This is a genomic window from Halorubrum ejinorense (assembly GCF_039522565.1).
GTDB lineage: Archaea > Halobacteriota > Halobacteria > Halobacteriales > Haloferacaceae > Halorubrum > Halorubrum ejinorense.
On sequence record NZ_BAAADQ010000007.1, the window covers coordinates 36,426 to 54,694 of the forward strand.

At 68.8% G+C, this 18,269-nt stretch carries 14 protein-coding genes; 6 read left to right on the top strand and 8 right to left on the bottom strand.

Annotated elements, in window-relative coordinates:
- Positions 1–40: 40 nt before the first annotated feature.
- The gene (locus ABDZ89_RS08215; RefSeq protein ID WP_343778166.1) at positions 41–685 is read right to left on the bottom strand and encodes a ribonuclease HI family protein; all 645 of its coding nucleotides are present in this window, start codon (positions 683–685) and stop codon (positions 41–43) included.
- A 200-nt stretch (positions 686–885) separates the two neighbouring features.
- On the opposite strand from ABDZ89_RS08215, the gene glmM reads away from it, so the two are divergent.
- Positions 886–2,223, top strand: a complete 1,338-nt coding sequence (gene glmM, locus ABDZ89_RS08220) for a phosphoglucosamine mutase (protein ID WP_343778168.1) — start codon at positions 886–888, stop codon at positions 2,221–2,223.
- 81 nt (positions 2,224–2,304) lie between these two features.
- Positions 2,305–3,513 (top strand): bifunctional sugar-1-phosphate nucleotidylyltransferase/acetyltransferase, encoded by a 1,209-nt coding sequence (gene glmU, locus ABDZ89_RS08225; protein ID WP_343778170.1) that lies wholly within the window; start codon positions 2,305–2,307, stop codon positions 3,511–3,513.
- 23 nt (positions 3,514–3,536) lie between these two features.
- On the opposite strand, the gene ABDZ89_RS08230 is transcribed toward glmU, so the two are convergent.
- A complete protein-coding gene (locus ABDZ89_RS08230) occupies positions 3,537–5,753 on the bottom strand; it encodes a hypothetical protein (protein WP_343778259.1) in 2,217 nt (738 codons plus the stop codon).
- A gap of 151 nt (positions 5,754–5,904) precedes the next feature.
- On the opposite strand from ABDZ89_RS08230, the gene ABDZ89_RS08235 reads away from it, so the two are divergent.
- Positions 5,905–7,068 carry a sensor histidine kinase gene (locus tag ABDZ89_RS08235; RefSeq protein WP_343778172.1) on the top strand — a complete coding sequence of 388 codons (1,164 nt, stop codon included), beginning with the start codon at positions 5,905–5,907 and terminating at the stop codon, positions 7,066–7,068.
- Positions 7,069–7,079: 11 nt separating this feature from the next.
- Here ABDZ89_RS08235 and ABDZ89_RS08240 read toward each other — a convergent pair whose 3' ends face one another.
- The 3 genes from ABDZ89_RS08240 to ABDZ89_RS08250 form a co-directional block, all read right to left on the bottom strand.
- The gene (locus ABDZ89_RS08240; RefSeq protein WP_343778174.1) at positions 7,080–9,095 is read right to left on the bottom strand and encodes a glycosyltransferase family 2 protein; all 2,016 of its coding nucleotides are present in this window, start codon (positions 9,093–9,095) and stop codon (positions 7,080–7,082) included.
- Positions 9,092–10,186 (bottom strand): HEAT repeat domain-containing protein, encoded by a 1,095-nt coding sequence (locus ABDZ89_RS08245; protein WP_371153041.1) that lies wholly within the window; start codon positions 10,184–10,186, stop codon positions 9,092–9,094. Before ABDZ89_RS08245 ends, ABDZ89_RS08240 begins: the two co-directional genes overlap by 4 nt.
- A 176-nt stretch (positions 10,187–10,362) precedes the next feature.
- Complete coding sequence (locus tag ABDZ89_RS08250; protein WP_343778178.1) at positions 10,363–10,740, bottom strand: response regulator transcription factor; 378 nt, start codon at positions 10,738–10,740, stop codon at positions 10,363–10,365.
- Positions 10,741–10,832: 92 nt separating this feature from the next.
- Between ABDZ89_RS08250 and ABDZ89_RS08255 the strand changes: the two genes are divergently transcribed.
- Both ABDZ89_RS08255 and glmS read left to right on the top strand, forming a co-directional pair.
- A complete protein-coding gene (locus tag ABDZ89_RS08255) occupies positions 10,833–12,008 on the top strand; it encodes a sugar phosphate nucleotidyltransferase (protein WP_343778180.1) in 1,176 nt (391 codons plus the stop codon).
- A 2-nt stretch (positions 12,009–12,010) separates the two neighbouring features.
- The gene (gene glmS / locus ABDZ89_RS08260; RefSeq protein ID WP_343778182.1) at positions 12,011–13,903 is read left to right on the top strand and encodes a glutamine--fructose-6-phosphate transaminase (isomerizing); all 1,893 of its coding nucleotides are present in this window, start codon (positions 12,011–12,013) and stop codon (positions 13,901–13,903) included.
- A gap of 19 nt (positions 13,904–13,922) precedes the next feature.
- Here glmS and aglM read toward each other — a convergent pair whose 3' ends face one another.
- Positions 13,923–15,233: a UDP-glucose 6-dehydrogenase AglM gene (gene aglM / locus ABDZ89_RS08265; RefSeq protein ID WP_343778184.1), complete on the bottom strand. Its 1,311-nt coding sequence runs from the start codon at positions 15,231–15,233 to the stop codon at positions 13,923–13,925.
- A gap of 391 nt (positions 15,234–15,624) precedes the next feature.
- On the opposite strand from aglM, the gene ABDZ89_RS08270 reads away from it, so the two are divergent.
- Positions 15,625–15,930, top strand: a complete 306-nt coding sequence (locus tag ABDZ89_RS08270; protein ID WP_343778260.1) for a serine O-acetyltransferase — start codon at positions 15,625–15,627, stop codon at positions 15,928–15,930.
- Here ABDZ89_RS08270 and ABDZ89_RS08275 read toward each other — a convergent pair whose 3' ends face one another.
- Both ABDZ89_RS08275 and ABDZ89_RS08280 read right to left on the bottom strand, forming a co-directional pair.
- Positions 15,931–16,890: a glycosyltransferase family protein gene (locus ABDZ89_RS08275; RefSeq protein ID WP_343778186.1), complete on the bottom strand. Its 960-nt coding sequence runs from the start codon at positions 16,888–16,890 to the stop codon at positions 15,931–15,933.
- 110 nt (positions 16,891–17,000) lie between these two features.
- Positions 17,001–18,269, bottom strand: a complete 1,269-nt coding sequence (locus ABDZ89_RS08280; protein ID WP_343778188.1) for a nucleotide sugar dehydrogenase — start codon at positions 18,267–18,269, stop codon at positions 17,001–17,003.

The following is an 18,269-nucleotide window of genomic DNA, read 5'->3' on the forward strand; positions in this document are numbered from 1 at the left end:
GCCTCGATCGCCCCCGTCGCGCTCCGAACTCTCGGACCGGTCACGGCCCGAGCGCGGCGATGTCCGCGCCGACGGCGGCGCGGGCGTCCGCCGGGTTCGGGTCGCTGTCGGCGAGGTGGGTCCACTCGCAGGCCGGAAGCGCCGCGAGCCGGTCGCGGATTCCGGGCTTGTAGGGAGCCGCCGCGGCGAGCCCCTCCGCGTCCCCCCAGACGTCGTCGATGACCGTCCGCGAGTCGATGCGAACCTCGACGGTCGCCGGCTCACACCGCGCCGCCAGCGCTTCGAGGCCGAGATGGAGGGCCGCGTACTCCGCGGTGTTGTTCTCGGAGCGCGCGCCGACCGGTCGACCGAGACGGACGGTCGGTCCGTCGGCGACTTCGAGCACCGCGCCCGCGCCGGCCGGTCCGGGGTTCCCCCGCGAACTCCCGTCGACGTAGAGGACCACGGCGTCGTCGGTCGGAGTCGTCCGGCGCTCGGGCGGGGCCGGCGGGTCGCCGGCGAGCACGTCCTCGGCGGCGCTTCGGATCTCCCCGTCGGTGGTCTCCGGGTCGAACAGTCCCCCGTACCCCGGGACGGCACCGTCGATGGCCGCTATCGCGGGGCCGATCTCGTAGTCGTACCGCGCGAGGACCTCGTCGACGCGAGTGGCGAGCGGGGAGAGCGTGCCCGTGGGAAGTCGGTCCACGCTACGCCTCTGGCGAGCGTCGATTTTCGTGCCGGTTCATCACTCTCGACAGGGCCAGCAGGCAGAAAAAGACGACGGCGGTGAGCGGCGCCGCGAGAGGGCGGTGGAGAGAACGCGGCCGGGTCGTCGACGGCGACGGTGACGTCGTCCGCCGCCGCCCAGCCAGAACCGTCTTTTCGATGGCCGGCGAACGGCGGGATATGTTCGGGACAAGCGGCGTCCGCGGCCCGGTCGGCGACGAGATCACGGCCGCCCTCGCGCTCGACGTGGGGCGCGCGCTCGCGACCGACGGCGCGGAGACCGTCGTGATCGGCCGCGACGCACGCGACAGCGGCGCGATGCTCGTGCGTGCGCTCACCGCGGGGCTCACCGAGTGCGGGACCGACGTCGTCGACGTCGGCGTCGAGGCGACGCCCACGGTCGCCCGCGCGGTCGTCCGCGAGGAGGCGGACGCTGGAGTGGTCGTCACCGCGTCGCACAATCCGGCGCCCGATAACGGGATCAAGCTCTGGACCGAGTCGGGGCGCGCGTTCGACGACGCGGGCAACGATCGGATCGCCGAAATCGTCGAGGCGGAGTCGTTCGACCTCGCGGCGGCCGACGCGATCGGTGCGGTCGAAGCCCGGGACGTGGTCGCTGGTGGCGACGCCCGACGGCTCCACGAGCGCGCCCTCCGCGAGAGCGTCTCCCTGCCCGACGACCTCTCGGTCGTCGTCGACCTCGGAAACGGGGTCGGCCGCGTCACGGCCGACGCGCTCCACGCGGCCGGCTGCGACGTGGAGACGCTCAACGGCCAGCGAGACGGGCGGTTCCCCGGCCGTCCGAGCGAGCCGACCGCGGCGAACTGCGAGACCGCCTGCGAGGTCGTGGCGGCGACCGACGCGGACCTCGGCCTCGTCCACGACGGCGACGCCGACCGGCTGATGGCCATCGACGAGCGCGGCCGGTTCGTCGGCGGCGACGCGCTGCTGGCGCTGTTCGCGCGGCGCGAGGCCGGCGCGGACGACCGCGTGGCGGTCCCGGTCGACACGAGCCTCCTCGTGGCCGACGCGCTCGCGGCGGTCGACGCGGAGGTGACGTACACGCCCGTCGGCGACGCGTACGTCGCCGCGGAAGCGGAGCAGCCGGGCGTCGTCTTCGGCGGCGAGCCGAGCGGCGCGTGGATCTGGCCCGACCGGACGCCGTGCCCCGACGGCCCGCTCGCGGCGTGTATTCTCACCGCGCTCGTCGGCGCCGAGGGCCCGCTCGCCGCGCTCGTCGACGACCTCCCCGAGTATCCGATCCGCCGCGACTCGGTGCGGACGGACGCCAAGTCGGCGATCGTCGAGCGCGTCGGCGAGGTCGCCGACGAGGAGTACGACGACGTCTCGACGCTCGACGGGATCCGCGTGGAGACGGAGACCGGGTGGTTCCTCGTCCGCGCGAGCGGGACCGAGCCCCTGGTGCGGATCACGGCCGAAGCGCGCGAGGCGGACGACGCCGACGCGCTCTTCGAGACCGCGCGAGGCCTCGTCGACCGCGCCGCCGAGGGCGCGTGACGAGACGGAACAGCGGCGTCCGGTGGGGGGCGGGAAGACCGACCGCAGCCCATAAACCGTCCCCCCGCGTCGGGCGCGTACATGTACGGAGTCGTGCTCGCGGCCGGCCGAGGGACTCGGATGCGACCGCTGACTGACCGCCGTCCGAAACCGCTCCTCCCGGTCGGGGACCGCTCGCTGCTCGAACGAGTGTTCGACACCGCCCGCGACGTCGTCGACGAGTTCGTCGTCGTGACGGGGTATCGCGGCGAGGCGATCCGCGACGGCGTCGGCGAGTCGTACCGCGGCCGACCGGTCCACTACGTTGAGCAGGCGGAGGCGCTCGGGACCGCCCACGCCGTGGCGCAGGCCGAGCAGGTCGTCGACGACGACTTCCTCGTGCTCAACGGCGACGTGGTCGTGGACGCGTCGCTCCCCCGGGCCCTCTCCGACGCGGGCGCTCCGGCGATCGCCGCCACCGAGGTTCCGGACCCGCGGGCGTACGGCGTGCTCTCGACCGCCGAGGACGGGTCGCTCGCGGGGATCGTCGAGAAGCCCGAGGACCCGCCGACGACCCTCGCGAACGTCGGCTGTTACGCGTTCGAGCCGGAGGTGTTCGACTACATCGAACGCACGCCCGAAAGCGAGCGCGGCGAGTACGAGATCACGACGACGATCGATCTCCTGCTCGGCGACGGCCGTCGGATCGACGTGGCGGCGTACGACGGCGCGTGGCTCGACGTGGGTCGCCCGTGGGAGCTCCTCGAAGCGAACGAGCTGGCGCTCGCCGAACTCGAAGACGAGCGCGCGATTTCCGGCACCGTCGAGGAGGACGTCCACCTCCACGGCCCCGTCGTCGTCGAGGACGGCGCGCGGGTCCGCTCGGGCGCCTACGTCGAGGGGCCGGCGCTGATCCGCGAGGGCGCCGACGTGGGACCGAACGCCTACGTCCGCGGCGCGACCGTGGTGGGGCCCGGTGCCCACGTCGGCCACTCGGTCGAGGTGAAGAACTCGGTGCTGATGGCCGACGCCTCGGTCGGGCACCTCTCGTACGTCGGCGACTCGGTGCTGGGCCGCGGGGTCAACTTCGGCGCGGGGACGAACGTCGCGAACCTCCGTCACGACGGCGAGAACGTCCGGATGACGGTCAAGGGAGACCGCGTCGACACCGGCCGACGGAAGCTGGGCGCGATCGTCGGCGACGGCGCGAAGACGGGGATCAACACCGCGCTGAACGCGGGCGTCGTGCTGGGCGCCGGCGAGACGACCGGGCCCGGCGAGGCGCTGACGCGCGACCGCCAGTCGGAGTAGCGCCGGGTCGACGCGAGGCCGGCTCACTCCCCTCTCCGCGCGTACCGACCGAAGACGTCGCCGACCGCGGTGGCCGACTCCTTGAGCCGCTCGGTGTACGCCGGGCGGTCCCACGTCGGCGGCGCGAACGAGACGGAGCGTAAGGTGCCGTCCGCGACGCCCGGGGCCGCGTGCGTGAGGTTCGTGTCGGCGTCGAGCGGCCGCGCCGTCCCGTCGGCGCCGGCGGGGACGTACGAGGCCGCGGCGACGTCGATCGACTCGAACGTCTCGTAGGCGTCGAGCCCGTCGGTCCAGAGGTCTCCGAGGCGTCGCCGCCGGCTTGGGTCGGCGACGTTGAGCAGTTGCCACGGGAGCCGGAGCTCGATCGCGTCGGCCGACGGGGCGACGTGAACGTCCGCCAACGAGTCGTACTCGGGCGACTCCGGGTTGCCGTTCCCGTAGCGCAGCCGCCCCGTCTCCACGGACCGGAAGGGGACGCGCTCGTCGGTCACCGGGACGGTGTAGCCGCGGTTGATAACCAGCCGCAGCGGCGTGAAATCGCCGGGATCGGGGTCCCGGTACCGGTCGAGGTCGAGGCCGGCTTCGGCCCCGTACTCGTACGCGAAGGCGTCGTAGCGGGGGTAGACCGTCATCCGGGAGGCGTCGGGGCCGCCGAGCCGGACGACGAAGTCGGCGGGCGCCGTCGCGTCCGCCCCGTACGGGAGCGCCCGCGCGCCGGTGTCGGTGGTCCCGAGCGCGATGAGGTAGTTGGTCGCGTCCCAGTCCGGCCCCCCGTCGAGTCCCGCGAGCTCGAGCCGCACGTTGAGGTACGCCGCGTCGCTCGCGACGCGGACCGCCGTCAGTTCGCGCGCCGCGTCGGCGCCGTCATCGATCCGGACGGGCTCGCGCTCCGGCGTCGCGGCCGTCGCGTCCGCCCACGCCTCGAGCGAGCCGTCGAGCGGGACGGCGTCGGCCGGGTCGAAGGCGAGCAGCCCGAACCGCTGTTCCGGCGTCTGGACGTTCGACCAGAACGGCCGGCGGTTCGGGTCCGAGAAGGGCGCGAGGTTCCACGTCCGCTTGAACCACTCGTCGTGCCAGCTGAACACGACCCCGCCGGCGGTCCCGGCCTCGCGGATGTCCGCGTACATCGCGGCGAGTATCTCGCCCTGTTCGCTCTCGGTGAGGCGTCCCTGATCGCGGCCGTGGACGTCTCGCTGGGCGATCCCGCGCGAGGAGGGGACGCCGAACTCCGCGACGAGCAGCGGGTGGTCGGTGGCGCCGACGAGGTCGTTCAGGTAGCCCGCGTAGCTGTTCGGCTCGCCGCGGTGGTCGACGTAGTCGGCGTACGCGGGCGTCTCGTTCAGCAGCGGCGGGTAGTACGGGTAGACGTGGTAGGCGGCGAACGTCCCGGCGTCGTACGCGTCCGTCGCGGCGAGCGCGTCGGGGTCGACGGAGACGGCGTCCTCGTTGACGAACGGCTCGTACGGGTGTTCGAGCGGGTCGGTCGTCACCCAGTTCGTGAACGCCGCGGGGCGACGCGCGCCGTACGCGCGGTCCTCGTACGCGACCGCGGCGTCGAGGCGGGCGGCAAGCCACGCCTCGAACGGGGACCCGTCGGGCGCGGTGACGAACTCGCCGTCGTAGCCGGTCGCCTCGTTCACTCGGTTCGTCTCGCGGACGACCGCGGGCGGCCACTCGATGCCGGCGACGTAGCCGAGGACGGCGTCGCTCACGTCGACGTCGTAGGTGCCGCTCGCGTACCCCGGCTCGGGCTCGACCGTCGTCGCGCCGTGGACGGCGTCGACGACCTGCCGCATCGAGCGGTCGAACGAGGCCGACAGCGACGTCGCGTCGCCGGCCTCCCGGAGCGTCTCCTCGCCGATCCAGTTCCCGTGGAGGACGTAGACGGGGTCGGCGTGCGAGCGGTTGTACGCGGCGAGCGCCCGGTAGAACGCCGGGGGATGGACGGTGTACACGCGGACGACGTTGACGTTCAGCTCGCCCATCATCTCGAGCCAGCGGTCGTACTCCGCACGGGTGATCGCCGCTTCTCCGGGGAACCGCCCGGGCTTCGCCATCCCGAGGTTCACGCCGCGGACGGACACGGGCCCGAAGGGCCCGCCGTCGACTGCGACCTCGAAGCCGTCGTCGCCGACACGAAACCGGCGGGAGGGGCCCTTGCCCGCGCCGGAACCGTCGCCCTCCGACGCGTCGGCGTCGCCGCGGAAGCCGCAGCCGGCGGTCCCGACCGCTCCCGCCACCCCGACGCGACCGAGAAACCGGCGTCTGCGCACACACGTCAGTACGGGTGGCGAATGTTAAGCCTACCTGCCGGACTGAGCGACGGGCGGGCGGAACTCGCGCTTTTATCAAATCCCGCCCCGTAGCGTCGGTAAGGACCGCTTACTCAGCATGTCATCCAACACGATACGCCGGGATCCGTTCAGGAGCCTGCTACAGCTTACCGCGGCCGACCTCACGACCGAAGAGCGAATCCGGAAGGCGCTCGACGTCGGCCGTGAGTACCTCGGCGTCGACAACGGCGTCCTCTCGTACACGGGCGGGGGCCGGTACGAGGTCGTCGAGACCAACATCGAGAGCGGCCCGTACGCGAAGGGCGGGTCGGTCGACCTCGAGGGCACGTGGTGCCGCCACGTGGTCGACGGCGGGCGGACGCTCGGGTTCGCCGACGCCCGGAAGACGTCCTACCGCGGCGACGACGCGCTCGACACGACGGGGCTTCACTGTTACGTGGGCGCCGCGGTAGAGGTCGACGGCGAGACGTACGGAACCCTGTGTTTCTCCGACGAGGAGCCGCGCTCGGACCCGATCTCCGATCGCGAGCGAGACTTCATTTCCGTCCTCGCCGAGTGGGTGAGCTCCGAGCTGGAACGGCAGAAACACTACGCGGAGCTGCGGGAGCAGAACGAGCGCCTCGACGAGTTCGCGGGCATCGTCGCTCACGACCTCCGGAACCCGCTCGCGGGCGCGATCGGGTTCACCGAGCTCGCACAGGATCACGTCAGCGGCCAGGCGGCCGAGTTCCTCGACCGCGTCCGGGGCGCGCTCGACCGCATGGAGACGATGATCGCCGAGTGTCTCATGTTGGCGAAGGAGGGAACGGACGTCGGCGAGCGGACGCGGGTCGACCTCGAAGGGGTCGTCCGCGACGCGTGGGACTCGGTGCGGACGCGAAACGCGACGCTGTCGGTCGAGGTCGCCGCCGGCACGACCGTCAGCGCCGACGAGATGCGGCTCCGGCGGCTTCTCGAGAATCTGTTTCGCAACTGCGTCGAACACGGCGGGCCGGACGTCGCGGTGACGGTCACCGGCGACGACGACGGCTTCACCGTCAGCGACGACGGCCCGGGGCTCCCCGCGGACGTCGAACGCGCGCTCACCGCGGCCGACGCGGAGAACATCAGGTCGTTCGGGCTCGGGCTGTTGGTCGTCCAGCGCGTGGTCTCGGGGCACGGCTGGGACCTCGCCGTCGACAGCGACGGCGGCGGGACGCGCTTCGCCGTGACCAACCTCAACACCGCGGAGCCGGTTCACGAGGGCCTGACCGCGGGCTGATCGGTCGCGGACTACTCGCGCACGTCGACCGCGTCGACCACCCAGACGAACCCCTCGTCGCCGGCGCCGACCGCGGCGTCGCGAACCCACACGAAGCCGCCGTCGCCCGCGCCGAGCGCCGGGTCGGTCGTCCAGACGAAGCCGCCGTCGCCGAGGCCCTCGGAGAAGTCCGTCGTCGCGGCGAGCCGCACGCTCCCGGCGTCGTCGACCGCGAGGACGTAGCCGCCCTCACCCGCACCGAGCGTCGGGTCGGTCGTCCAGACGAACCCACCGTCGCCGGCCGAGAAGTCGGAGGTCCAGACGAACCCGCCCTCGCCGACGCCGACGGTCAGGTCCACGACGGACGCGAACGCGCCGGGATGACCGTCGCTCGCGATGCGGTCGAGCCACCGGAGCCCGTCGGTACCGGACTCGTCGGCAAGCCGGGTCGCCCAGACGGACTCGCCGTCGTCCGAGGCGGGCGTCGGCTCCGCGGTCGCGGTCTCGTCTCCGGCGTCGCCGTCCGCGACATCGTCGTTCACTGCCGCGGGCTCGCCGCTGTCGGCCGCCGCGACGCCACCGGCAGCGGCGGCTCCCGCGACGGTTCCGGCCGCCGCGCCGCCGGCCTCCTCACCGCCGAAGCCCCTCCGCTCCATCACGCCCCACGACTGCTCGCCGCGGAGGAACTCGATCAGGCCGTGCCAGGCGACGACCGTCTTCCACTGACGGTAGCCGAAATTCTCCAAGACGCCGTACCAGAGCAGCCGGGCTGCGTCCCACGGCGACTCGTAGCGGTTGTAGCTCCACACCTCGCTGAACACGCCGAACCACGAGAGGAACACGCCCGCGCCGACGGTGAGCAGCAGGAAGGTGAGGAAGAACTCGACGTTGAGGATGCCGAGATACCAGCCGAGCGGGAGCAGCACGTAGCCGAACCCCTCGATGAGCGGGCCGATCGCCTCCGCGGCGGTGAAGAAGGGGAGGACGACCGTCCCGACGCGACCGTAGCGGCGGCGGAAGAAGAGCCCGCGGCTGGCGACGACCGTCTCTAACATCCCGCGGTACCAGCGGCGCCGCTGACGGCCCAGCGACCGGAGCGACTCCGGCACCTCCGTCCACGCGACTGGCTCGGGGACGAACTCGATCCGGTAGTCGACGTCGTTGTCCGAGAGGTGTTCGTGGAGGCGGACGACCACGTCGAAGTCCTCCGTGATCGTGTCGTGGCGGTAGCCGCCGATCTCGCGCACGCGGTCCGTCCGGAACACGCCGAACGCGCCGGAGATGAGGATCAGCCCCTTGAGCCGGGCGAGCCCGAGCCGCCCGGAGTAGAAGGCCCGCAAGTACTCCATCACCTGGACCCCGGCGAGTCCGGTCTTCGGGAGGTTGGTTTCTTTCACCTGGCCGTCCTGAACGACGCAGTTGTTGGCCACTCGGATGGTGCCGCCGCTGGCGACCGTCCGCGAGGGCTCCTCGAGGAACGGCGAGACGACGTCGAGCAGCGCGTCGCGGTCGATCACGGTGTCGGCGTCGACCGCGCAGAACAGCTCCTGGTCGGTGAGCCAGACGCCGGCGTTGAGCGCGTCGCTTTTGCCGCCGTTCTCCTTGTCGACGACCAACAGGTTCTCGTGGGTCGCCGAGCGGTACACACCGCGGATCGGCTCCGAGGGCACGTCGTACGGGACCTCGGCGTCGACGGGCCGCAGCCCGAACGCCTCCTTGAGCCGGTCGAGGGTGGCGTCCGACGAGCCGTCGTTGACGACGACGATCTCTTGGTCGGGGTAGTTGAGCGCGAGCATCGAGCGCACGCTCTCGACGATGTTGGCCGCCTCGTTGTACGCCGGCACGACCATCGCGACGCCCGGGTAAAACGGGCTGTCGAACGCGCGGAACGAGGGCTTCCACTCCGACTCGCGGACGCTGTCGCGGAGTTGGAACAGCGCGAGCACGTGGATCAGCAGGTAGCCGACGTTGATCAGCAGGTAGTACGTGACGATGAACACGCCCGACCCGACGACGAGCGTCGTCCCGATGCTCTCCAAGGTCGTCATCCGCGCACCTCGTCGTAGAGGCGCTCGCGGTCCCGGGAGATGTCGCGCGCAAGCCGGTCGAAGCGGGCGTGTTCGGCCGCCCATATCCACGCGACATCGAACGGAGCCGCGTCGGGAGCGGGCGGCTCGGGCCCGGTCGCGGACGGCTCGGCGCCGGTAGCCGTCGAAGCGTACGTCGCCTCGCCGCCGGGCCGTGGCGATTCGCGCGGCGCGGGCGTTGCGTCCGGGCCCCGCTGGGCGATCAGCGTTGCGGCCGCGGCGACTCGGGAGCGCGGCGCCGGGTCGGCCCTTCCGGCGGCGTCGATCGCCGCGAGCGCAGTCGCATCGCCCCACACCCCGAGCGCCCGGTAGGCGTCGGCGCGGACCGCCGGCGCCGGCTCGTCGGGAATCGCGCCGAGGTCGACCGCGTCGCGAACCCGGGGGTTCCACCCGTAGGCGCCAAGCGCCCGCCACGCGGCCCCGCGTACGCTCGGCTCCGAGCTCGACAGCGCCGCGACGACCCACGAGAGGTCGGCGTCGCCGATCACGGTGGTGAGGTGGCGGACGACGAGCAGCGCCTGTCGCTGGAGCGCAGGCGGCCACGCCGCGAAGTCGGCGGCCGCCCGCTCGAAGAACGGGCTCGGATCGCCCTCGGCGACGCGGTAGAGGGTGTCCACGCCGAACACCGAGAACGAGTCGGGGTCGTCGCGGAGCAGGAGGTCCACGCCGGTCGCCGCGCAGTCGTCCGCCCCGGCGGCGTACAGCACCTTGGCGGCCGCGGCGCGCTCGCGCGCCGTCTCGGTACAGTGCGCCCTGAGCAGGTCGCGGTCAGGGGCGTCACGGAGCAGCGCGAGCCAGACTAAGGCGTGAATACGGTCCCAGTAGTCGCCGTCGGCGATGTGGCGGCGCGACCGCTCTCCGATGCCGAGCGCCCGCCCGAGCCCGGCCAACGACTCGGCGTCGCGGCCGTCGAGTTCGCGGAGGTACACGTCGAGAAGCGACTCCAGCACCGCCTGCTCGGTCGCCGAGAGGCCGGCGACCCACGCGTCCCACGCCGGGTCGTCGCGCCCGTAGAGCCGGTCGAGCAGTTCGGACCGCAGCGCGGCCCGCATCGGCTCCCGGCGCCGGCTTCGACGGGCGGCCACGACCGAGTAGCCGATCGTGACGACCGCCGCCGCGACCAGCAGCGAACCGAGCACGACGACGCCGAACGCGAGCACCCGCGACTGCGAGCCAGCGAGGGGGCCGTAGACGGACGACGCCGTGGTCGGGGCCGCGAACAGCACGCTTACCTCCCGACCAGTCGGTCGATGCGGGCCAGCAGCTCGTTCGGGCTGAACGGCTTCGTGAGGTACTCGTCGGCGCCGGAGTCGAGCCCCTCTAACACGTCGGCCTCCTGACCGCGCGAGGTGAGCATCACGACGGGCACGTCGGGGTCGACGGCGAGCTCGCCGCGTCGGATCGTCCGCAGCACCTGGGTTCCCTTCATTCGGGGCATCATCACGTCGAGGACGACGACGTCGGGCGTGACGCCGCCGTCCAGCGCCTGCCGACACTCCTCGCCGTCGTGACACACCGTCAGGTCGTAGCCCGCGTTCGACAGCTTGTACTGGAGGATCGACCGGATCGTCTCGTCGTCGTCAGCGATGACGGCCGATTTCGACACATAAAGTATAGACACGCTGCTCTACTTGACTCTTCTCCAACGGCCCGCCGTCGCGCGAACGATTTAACACCCGGACGGGCGAGGTGTACGGTATGGCTACCGACTCCGTGACCGCGGTGATCCTCGCCGCGGGTGAGGGACGACGGTTAGCGCCGCTGACGAACCGACGCCCGAAGCCGATGGTCCCCGTGGCGAACCGACCCCTGCTGGAACACGTCGTCGAGGCCGTGACGGCGACCGACGTCGACCGGATCGTCCTCGTCGTCGGCTACGAACAGGAGCGCATCCGGAACCACTTCGGCGACGGCGACGACTGGGGCGTCACGATCGAGTACGTCGAACAGACCACCCAGCTCGGCACCGGCCACGCCGTCCTCCAGGCCGAGCCGGTCGTCGACGGCCCCTTCGTCGTGCTCAACGGCGACCGGATCGTCGACCCCTCGATCGTCTCGCAGATGCGCGACAGGGCACGCGACGGCGACCTCCCCGCGATGGCGGTCACGACCGCGGCGAGTCCCCGAGAGTACGGCGTCGTCACCCTCGACGGCGACCGCGTGACGGCCATCGACGAGAAGCCGGAAGGCCCGGTCGAGACCAATCGGATCAACGCCGGCGTCTACGGGTTCTCGACCGACGTGTTCGACGCGATCCGCGAGACGCACGCGACCGGCGAGCTGGCGATCACGGCGACGCTCAACGACCTCGCCGGGCGCGAGCGGCTGTCGGCGGTCCGCTACGACGGGCGCTGGCTCGACGTGTCGAACCTCTGGGACCTGCTGGCCGTCAACGCGGGGCTGGTCGAGGAGGCCTCGACGCCCGAGTCCGCGGGCGCGAGCCTCGGCGACTCGGTGAGCGTCGCCGACGACGTGGCGCTCGCGGGCAACGTGCGCGTCGGGCCGAACGTCACGCTCGGCGGCAGCACCGCGATCGGCAGCAACGCGACGGTCGAGGCGGGCGCGGTCGTCGAGAACGCGGTGGTCTTCCCCGACGCCGTGATCGGCGCGGGGGCCGTGGTCCGGGACGCGGTCGTCGCCGGTAACGCGCGGGTCGGCCCCAACGCGACGATCGCCGGCGAGCCGGCGACGGTCGTCGTCGGCGACGCGGTCCATCACGGCGTCGAACTCGCCGGCGTGGTCGGGGACAACGCGACCGTGGGCGCCGGCGCGACGCTCACCGACGGCGCGGTCGTCGGCGACGACGTGACGGCCGACGCGGGGGTCGTGATCGACGACCGCGTCGAATCGGGCGCGGTCGTGCGGAGGGGGTAATCATGTGCGGCATCACCGGCTACGTCGGCGACGGGATCGCACTGGACGACGGAGATAGCGACGGCAGCGTACCGGACGGCGACGAGGGCGGCGCCGCGGGCGACGGCGGGTTCGCCGGCGTGGGCGACATCGTCCACGAGGGGCTCCGCAACTTGGAGTACCGCGGCTACGACTCGGCGGGCGTCGCGCTCGTCGGCGAGGCGAGCGGGCTCACCGTCGCGAAGCGGTCGGGCGAGGTCAACAACCTCACCGTGCCCGACGTGCCCGACGCGTCGCTCGGGGTCGGCCACACGCGCTGGAGCACGCACGGGCCGCCGACGGACGCGAACGCCCACCCGCACACCGACTGCGTCGGCGAGGTCGCGGTCGTCCACAACGGGATCGTCGAGAACCACGAGGCGCTCAAACGGGATCTGGCCGACCACGAGTTCACGAGCGACACCGACACCGAGGTCATCCCGCACCTGATCGAGGAGGAACTCGACGCGGATTCTGAAACGACCCTCCTCGACGCGGTCCGGGCCGTCGAGGACCGCTTGGAGGGGAGCTACGCGATCTGTGCGGTCCGCGAAGGGGAGGACGAAATTGTCGTCGCGCGCCGCGGGAGCCCGCTCGTGTTGGGCCGCGGCGACGACGCGACGTTCGTCGCCAGCGACGTGACGGCGTTCCTCGAACACACCCGCGACGTGACCTACCTCGAGGACGGCGACGTGGCGGCCCTGTCAGCCGACGGGGTCGAGGTCTACGCCGACGGCGAGTCGGTCGACCGCGGCGTCGAGACGGTCACCTGGGAGGCCGACGCCGCCGAGAAGGGCGGCTACGACCACTACATGCGCAAGGAGATCCACGAGCAGCCCGAGTCGCTCCGCCAGACCATCGCGGGGCGGCTCGACGTCGACGGCGGCGACGTCGACCTCGACGTCTCGTTCCCGCCGGGCTTTCTCGCCGATCTGGAGGAGATCCAGATCGTCGCCTGCGGTACCTCCAACTACGCGGGGCGATACGCCGCGCAGCTGTTCGAGGAACTCTCAGGGGTACGCGCGACCGTCGAGATCGCCAGCGAGTACGAGTTCGGCGCCGGCCGCAGTCCGGACCGGACGCTCGTGGTGGCGGTGACACAGAGCGGCGAGACCGCCGACACGCTCGGCGCGGTTCGCCGCGCGAACGCCGCCGGCGCACGGACGTTCGCCGTGACGAACACGCTCGGGAGCACCGTCACGCGCGAGGTGGACGACACCGCGTTCATCCGCGCCGGCCCCGAGATCGGCGTCGCGGCGACGAAGACGTTCGCCTCGCAGGTGGCGACGCTGACGATGCTCGCGGTGGCGATCGGCCGCGAGCGCGGCGCACTGGCCGCGGCCGACGCGCGGCCCGTGTTAGAGGGGCTCCGCGACCTCCCTGGCGCGGTCCAGCAGGTGCTCGACGCAGAACCGACGGTGCGGGAGGCCGCGACCGAGTACGGCGACAGCGAGGCGTTCTTCTTCGTCGGGCGGCAGCTCGGCGTGCCGGTGGCGCTGGAGGGCGCGTTGAAGCTCAAGGAGATCTCCTACGACCACGCCGAGGGGTTCGCCGCCGGCGAGCTGAAACACGGCCCGCTCGCGCTGGTGACGCCCGACACGCCGGTGTTAGCCGTCTTGACCGACGGGTCGCGCGCCGACGAGACGATGAACAACGTCACCGAGGCGCAGACGCGCGGCGCGCCCGCCATCGGCTGCGTCTCCGCGGGCGAGGAGTACGCCACGCTGGACGTGTCGCTCCCGGTTCCGGACGTGGGACTCGTCGAGCCGCTCGTCGCGAACGTCTACCTCCAGCTGTTCGCGTACCACGTGGCGAACGACAAGGGCCGGTCGATCGACAAGCCGCGGAACCTCGCGAAGAGCGTGACGGTCGAGTAGTCTGCCCTCCGCTTCGGTCCTACCAGGTCAGCCCTTCGTACGTAATCCCGTCGCGTCGCTCGATGACACGTCGCCCGTCGACGACGATCGGGGTCGCCATCGCGTCGAACTCCGCGTCGAGCGCGGCGAACTCGTCCCAGTCGGTGACGACGACCGCGCCGTCGGCGCCGTCGAGCGCCCCCGCGGCCGAGTCGGCGTACGTCACGTCGTCGACGTAGTTCGGGGCGTTGTCGGCCGCGACCGGGTCGTAGGCGGTGACCGTCGCGCCGCGTTCTTGGAGGTCGTCGATCACCGGAATCGCGCGGGAGTTCCGCATGTCGTCGGTCCCGGGCTTGAACGCGAGGCCGAGGACGGCGATCTCGGCGCCCTCGAACTCGCCCTCGAGATGTTCGGCTAGCAGAGCGACCAGCCGCGCCGGCTGGCGGTCGTTGACCTCGACCGCGGCGTTGAGTACGGCCGGCTCGTAGCCGGTCGCCTCCGCCGCCGAGATAATTGCGCGGGTGTCTTTCGGAAAACATGAGCCTCCCCACCCCACGCCGCTCTGGAGGAACTGTGCGCTGATCCGGTCGTCGAGCCCGATCGCGTCGGCGACCTCGTAGGCGTCGACGCCGAGCTCCTTACAGATGTTTCCGAGGTCGTTGATGAGGCTGACCTTCGCCGCGAGGAAGCCGTTGTTGGCGTACTTGATCATCTCGGCGGTGCGCGTGTCGGTCTCGACGACCGGCGCGTCGGCCGCCTGGACGAGCGGGTCGAACACCGCGCGCATGTCCTCCAGCGCGCGGTCGTCGTCCGCGCCGAGGACGACCTTGTCCGGACTCAGGAAGTCGTGGACCGCCGTCCCTTCTCGGAGAAATTCCGGGTTCATCCCGACGCCGAAGTCCTCCCCGGCGGTCTTGCCGCTCTCCCGTTCTAAGATCGGCGTGATCGTGTCTGCCGTCGAGCCGGGGACGACCGTGCTCTTGACGACGACGGTGTGCCAGCCGGGCGCGTCGGCGAGCGTCTCCCCCAGTTGGCTCGCGCCGGCCTCCATGATCGACAGGTCGATGCTGCCGTCGTCGTTCTGCGGGGTCGGGAGACAGAGGAACGTCACCTCGGTGTCGCGGACGGCCGCGTAGTCGGTTGTCGCCCGGAGCCGGCCGCTGCCGTTCGGACCGGCGTGCTCGGCGATGAGCTCCGAGAGGCCCTCCTCGTGAATCGGCGCGTCGCCGGCGTTGATCGTTTCGACGACGGACTCGTCGATGTCGATGTTGACGACGTCGTGGCCGAGGTCCGCGAAGCAGGCGGCGACCGTCGTGCCGACGTAACCGCTGCCGATGATAGAGAGATTCATTCTGGGTGCCCTTTCGAGAATCTCCGACAAGAAACGTTGGATCGGGAGAACAAACTCCTCCGACAGGCGCACTCATAGCAAAGAGATGTTCAGACGATCTGAACAGTATAGGCTAGTATACTGTGCGCCGATAGCGTGTGTATCTGATATTTTCCTTGTTTCTCTTCCCATCTGAACACCGCCTCTCAGGGCGTCAATAAATATTTATTCTGAAAGACAAGATGCCTATTAAATGAGTCTTACAGACCGATTTGTTAGCCGGTTAAGATCCGAGGGACTACTCTTTTCCCTTCACTTAGTACTACGACATCTGGTAGGAATAAATATCATAAACTTGTACAACGCGATTCGTTTCCGAGAACACCGAATCGTCACTTCGTGCGATATCTCTATGGTCCTTCCCAAGAGTACAGAGATACCACACCCAATTGGAATCGTTATCGGACACGAGGCCAAAGTCGGAGCGAACGTCCGTATTCAACAGCACGTAACGCTGGGGCGCCCCATTCCTGAAAGGTCCGCAGGGTATCCAAAAGTAGGTGACGGCGTGGTCATCGGTACTGGTTCGACAGTCTTAGGTGATGTTTCGGTCGGAGAAGATGCCAGAATTGGTGCGAATTCAGTGGTTCTTAACGATGTTTGCCCCGATACAACCGTAGTTGGTTCGCCGGCTACCGAGATAGATCAATCTCAGTAATCATTTCAACACACTCTCGAACAGCTTAAGATACGACCGCGAGATATCGTGCCAGCTCTCCAACTCGTTTTCGTTTATCATCGCTCTGTGAGCCGCAGGAGAGTTCCCCCCGATCTTGTCAATTTCGGACGCAATCGTTTCTGGTTTCGGTTCTGTGAATATTAGGTTATCGTAGTCGTACCACTGCTTCATCGCGGGAATAACAAGAGTTGAAATTCCTGCGGCCGTGTACTCCTTGAGCTTCAGTGGTTGCTCAGCGTCGATGAGGCACAGACCGAGATCAGCGTGCGCCAAGAATCCCGGAACTAAATCGTAATCGAACGAGCCGAGGAAGTGGGCGTTGGATCTGTTCGATACGATACTGTTGATGTCCGCGCCCCGATCTTTGCCGATGAAAACGAACTCCCAATCAGGGAGCCGTTCCGACGCCTCACCAATTTCCCCAAGATGATATCGTTCGACCATGCTACCGGTGTAGATGGCGATCCGGCTGTCGGGATCGATTCCATGCTCCTCAAGGATGGTTCTACTTTCGTTCACCGCCCACTCCGCTGGCTCCGCGAAACGGTCGTAATCCACGGCGTTCGGGAGTCGAACCGGATCTGAAACCCCTCGATCGATCGCCTCTTGATAAGATGATTCGTAGACGAACACCGATTTGTCCGATCGTCGGAGAACGAACCACTCATACCGCTCCAACATGCTGAATAGAGCCCGTGGAAGGTCCCGTATCTGCGATAGCGGATCCGTAACATCTCCGACGAAGGGCTTCCGAAGTGCGATGGAGAGTGGATACCCGACGTACAGTCCCATCCGTACCGTTCCGACAATTACGTCGTAATCGCCGGTGATAGCCGCATAAGTGGCGGGAAATGCGCTGGTTCCGGTCGCATCAACAAGCGTTACGTCAACGTCCATCTCGGCGAGGTGTTCGGAGATTCGCTCGCGTCTAACGCTCACGTTGTCGCCGGTATCGGGGCGGAGCCAAAGTACATCCATTATACTTCAGTGGGTTGGACCTAGCGGGTTTGAATCAGCGATCTCGGTGACCTTCCCGACTTTCTGTCGCATTATAACTTTCTCACGTTCGGTTCGTCAACTGTCGCGTTCCTCGTGTCGAAGACGAGTTGACTGTTCTCAACGACCGACTCGATGTCGAGATCATCGTGATCGGTTACGATGATCGCACAGTCGTGTCTGCCGAGTTCCTCCGGAGTCAAACTGACCGATTGGAACTGCTCGCCTTGAACCTCGAAATCCGGAACGTGAGGGTCGTGGTAGGAGATGTTCGCGTTCCACTCGTCGAGCAGTCCGATCACGTCGTACGCCGGGGATTCGCGGACATCGGAAACATCGGGTTTGTACGCGACACCGACGACGAGGATCGACGACTTTGAGAGCGCCGTTCCCCGGTCGTTCAAAAGCTTCGTAACACGCTGGACGACGTGCTTGGGCATCTCTCGGTTTACCTCGTCGGCGAGGTCGATGAATTTCGTCTCGATTCCCTGTTGTCCCGCTTTCCAAGAGAGGTACAGCGGATCGATCGGGATACAGTGACCACCGAGACCAGGACCGGGATAAAACGGCATGAATCCGTACGGCTTGGTAGCGGCCGCGTCAACGACGTTCCAAATATCCACCTCAAGTTCGTGGGCGATCATAGCGGTCTCGTTGATGAGACCGATATTTACCGATCGAAACGTGTTTTCCAAGAGCTTCACCAGTTCCGCTTCAGTCGCGGAGTCGACTCGAACGACTTCGTCGAAGACGGTGGTGTATAGCGCTTCGGCGCGATCACCACAAGCAGCGGTTACACCGCCCAAGACTTTCGGAATCTCTGTAAGTCCGATCTCTTCCCGCCCCGGGTCAATCCGCTCCGGAGAGAACGCGACGTATACGTCTTCTCCGACGGAAAGCCCGTTCTCAGCCAAGGTGGGCGCGACCAGTTCTTCCGTCGCACCGGGATATACGGTACTTTCGAGAACGACTACACACTCTAGAGGAATAACGGACGCTAACCGATCGACAGCGTCTGCGACGTATGACAGGTCCGGCTGACCGGTCTTGCGGAGTGGCGTCGGAACACAAACTGAGATACCGGTTACATCGGCCAGCTCGGCGTAGTCCGTCGTTGGAGAGAATCCGGCGTCGATCGCTTCTTGAACCGTACTGTCTGCTATGTCCGTGACGTACGATGTGCCGTCATTGAGTTCGGCGACTCGATTAGCGTCGACGTCAACACCGACAACGTCATACCCAGCTTGTTCGTAAGCGAGCGCTAATGGTAGACCGACGTATCCTAATCCGACGACCCCTACAGTGTCCCGATCGCGATTCAT

What these genes read in the sequence shown, in the direction of transcription:
- glmM (WP_343778168.1), top strand. Translation starts at nt 886, where the DNA reads ATGTTCGGGACAAGCGGCGTCCGCGGCCCGGTCGGCGACGAGATCACG.
- glmU (WP_343778170.1), top strand. Translation starts at nt 2,305, where the DNA reads ATGTACGGAGTCGTGCTCGCGGCCGGCCGAGGGACTCGGATGCGACCG.
- ABDZ89_RS08235 (WP_343778172.1), top strand. Translation starts at nt 5,905, where the DNA reads ATGTCATCCAACACGATACGCCGGGATCCGTTCAGGAGCCTGCTACAG.
- ABDZ89_RS08240 (WP_343778174.1), bottom strand. Translation starts at nt 9,095, where the DNA reads ATGACGACCTTGGAGAGCATCGGGACGACGCTCGTCGTCGGGTCGGGC.
- ABDZ89_RS08245 (WP_371153041.1), bottom strand. Translation starts at nt 10,186, where the DNA reads ATGCGGGCCGCGCTGCGGTCCGAACTGCTCGACCGGCTCTACGGGCGC.
- ABDZ89_RS08255 (WP_343778180.1), top strand. Translation starts at nt 10,833, where the DNA reads ATGGCTACCGACTCCGTGACCGCGGTGATCCTCGCCGCGGGTGAGGGA.
- glmS (WP_343778182.1), top strand. Translation starts at nt 12,011, where the DNA reads ATGTGCGGCATCACCGGCTACGTCGGCGACGGGATCGCACTGGACGAC.
- aglM (WP_343778184.1), bottom strand. Translation starts at nt 15,233, where the DNA reads ATGAATCTCTCTATCATCGGCAGCGGTTACGTCGGCACGACGGTCGCC.
- ABDZ89_RS08270 (WP_343778260.1), top strand. Translation starts at nt 15,625, where the DNA reads ATGGTCCTTCCCAAGAGTACAGAGATACCACACCCAATTGGAATCGTT.
- ABDZ89_RS08280 (WP_343778188.1), bottom strand. Translation starts at nt 18,269, where the DNA reads ATGAATCGCGATCGGGACACTGTAGGGGTCGTCGGATTAGGATACGTC.